This is a genomic window from Moorena sp. SIO3I6, from assembly GCF_010672095.1.
On sequence record NZ_JAAHHU010000610.1, the window covers coordinates 1 to 2,658 of the forward strand.

Below are 2,658 nucleotides of genomic sequence, written 5' to 3' on the forward strand. Positions count from 1 at the left end.
TGACCGATGCCAGTCGGTCAGCAAGCCAATTACTTCATTGTTGACGATGCGTTTGGTGGATCTCAACAAAATTTCCCTTGATGAAGCTACTCGCAGCTATGTCCCCAGCCTGCCCAATCATCATACCCATGAGGTCGGTCAACTTATGCGGCACCGTTCAGGCATTCGGCACTACAAGGGTAAGTACAAAGGGACTAATTGTGAAGTTCCAAATAATCCGGCTTGGAAAGACTCTAGCAACACCCAATATTCAAGTGCTACACAAGCGGCTACTTTATTCCAGAATGATCCGCTGATGCTTTCACCGGGTTCTAAGTATTGCTACAGCACCCATGCGTACACCGTGCTAGGGGCTGCTCTTGAAGGTGCTGCAAAGATGTCATTTCCAGCATTGGTCAACCGCGAACTGACCCAACGGTTGAATTTGCCGACGCTACGACCGGAATACCGCAATCAATCTAACCCTGAGCGCGCCAATATATACAAACTCTCCAATGGTAAGAGTGTGCTGTCCTCTCGTGACAACCTGAGTTGGAAATATCCCGGTGGTGGACTTGAGTCCTCTGCCATGGATCTGGCTCGTCTTGGGATGAAGGTCTTTGATGGATCGGTCATCTCAGCCCAGTCACTTAATACTCTCTGGCCGGGAAGTACGTTCTCCCATAATGGTGCCCAGAATGGCGCGAAGTCTTACTGGCGACTCTATTTCAATGACAAGACCGTGATTGCCGTCCTCTCCAATCAAAACAGGGGAAATCCTAAAGAGCTAACCAACACCCTCGGCAGCATTGTGAAGAATAACTAGGAAACCTGAGACTGTCGGTTGTGACATACTCCCACACTTACTCGCAAGAGAAGTGTGGGCTTCTCAGCGACTCCTGCTATTGCAATTGATAGTTTGAGTGTGGTGCTCTCATGTTTGCTATCTTTTAGGAGATTCATTGAGTAAGATAAGTGCAACGTGCTATGGCACTCAACAATTTTGGTTCGCTATAGCAAAAGAGAATGCAATAAAAGAACCTTACATCATTCATCCAGAGCAGGTGCTAAAAATACCCTCTAATCCAGCGGGTTAAGCATTTCTTATGCTAACGGATTTTGTGGTCATCCCGTTCTTGCGCACTTTCCCCCAAGCCACAAAATCCGTCTGTCAGTTCCTCTTCTTCGGGATGAATCGCCAGATAATCCCCCAGCCACTCACAACCTAGTTCCATCAAATCATCTAATTCTAAATCTAGGTTCCAAAGCTTGACTGTGCCATCCCTACTAGCAGAAGCCAGGAGTTTTCCATCTGCGCTAAAACTAACATCCTCTACCCGACCAAGATGACCTTCTAGAATTCTCAATAAAGAACCATCTTCCACACGCCAAAGTTTTACTGTGCGGTCAAAACTACCAGAAGCCAGCAATTTGCCATTGGGGCTGAAACGCAAACTTCTGATCCAAATGCCATGACCGGGAAGTTCCTTAACAATAGTACCATCTGAGTTATTCCACAGCTTAATTCCCCTATAGCCACCCCCAGAAGCTAACAATTTGCCATTGGGACTAATACTGATAGTGGCTAACCAACTGTCAATATTATCAAAAACGTTGACCATCCTACCATCTTCTACTTGCCAAAAGAGAATGCGACCATCAAAACTAGCAGTGGTAATATTTTGACCATCGGGGGTGAAACTCAAATCCCGAATGGAATTAAGATGACCTTTAAACGTTCGCAATAATTCCCCATCTTGCACGCGCCAGAGTTTGATGGTTCTGTCGTCACTACCGGAAGCTAAAATCCTACCATCGGAGCGAAAGGTAATACTTCTCACATTACTAGTATGACCAACTAAGGTGTATATTTCTTTACCATTGTCAACATCCCAAAGCTTTACCGTATCGTCTAAACTGGCAGAAGCAAGAAGCTTACCATCGGGACTGAATTTAACTCGCCAGACATCGTCGGTATGACCTGTCAGGGTTTTGTTTAAACTGCCATCTGAGGTGTTCCACAGTTTTATTGTATGGTCATCGTGACCCGAAGCTAGTAATTGATTATCAGGACTAATAGTTACTCTCCATACTCTGGTGCTACCAAAACCAAAACGTTTGGGTTCAAGGCCATCTATATTCCAGAGAGTGATTGTACTAGGGTAGCTACCAGAAACAAGTATTTTTTGATTATTCGGGTGGAAACTTACGGTGGTAACACGACCTTGTGGACCAACAAAGGTTTGGGGTTCCGCCTCCAAGTTTTCCAGATTCCAAAATTTGACTTTACCATCGTCAGCACCAGAGACTAACAGCTTACCATCTTGACTAAAATTGACTCCCCAAGTTGTTCCTTTGTGTCCCTTAAGAGTAGTGATTTCTGTGCCATATTCTAGATTCCAGAGTTTGATTGTAGTGTCTGCACTGCTAGAGGCAAGGGTTTTACCATCCGCAGTAAAATCAACGTTTCTGACAGCGGATTTATGACCTTTGAGGGTTCTAATTAAGCTACTATCTTCTACATTCCAAAGCTTAATGGTTTTATCTGAACTAGTGGAAGCTAGTATGGTTCCATCAGGACTAAATTTGACAGAGGTAACCCAGGAATTATGAGCCCGAATACGGGTTACTAGGGCTTTTGTTTCTACATCCCAAAACTTAACCCAACCCCTAGAATCA

Annotated in this window: 3 protein-coding genes; 2 read left to right on the plus strand and 1 reads right to left on the minus strand. The window is 44.7% G+C overall.

What is annotated here, in order from left to right; all coding sequences use genetic code 11:
- Positions 1-805, plus strand: an 805-nt coding sequence (locus tag F6K49_RS40275) for a serine hydrolase domain-containing protein (protein ID WP_293106436.1), incomplete at its 5' end; no start/stop codon positions are given.
- A gap of 97 nt (positions 806-902) precedes the next feature.
- A complete protein-coding gene (locus F6K49_RS53855) occupies positions 903-1,076 on the plus strand; it encodes a LysM peptidoglycan-binding domain-containing protein (RefSeq protein WP_366511460.1) in 174 nt (57 codons plus the stop codon).
- A 12-nt stretch (positions 1,077-1,088) separates the two neighbouring features.
- Here F6K49_RS53855 and F6K49_RS40280 read toward each other — a convergent pair.
- Positions 1,089-2,658: WD40 repeat domain-containing protein (locus F6K49_RS40280; RefSeq protein ID WP_293106439.1), on the minus strand; the 1,570-nt coding region annotated here is incomplete at its 5' end.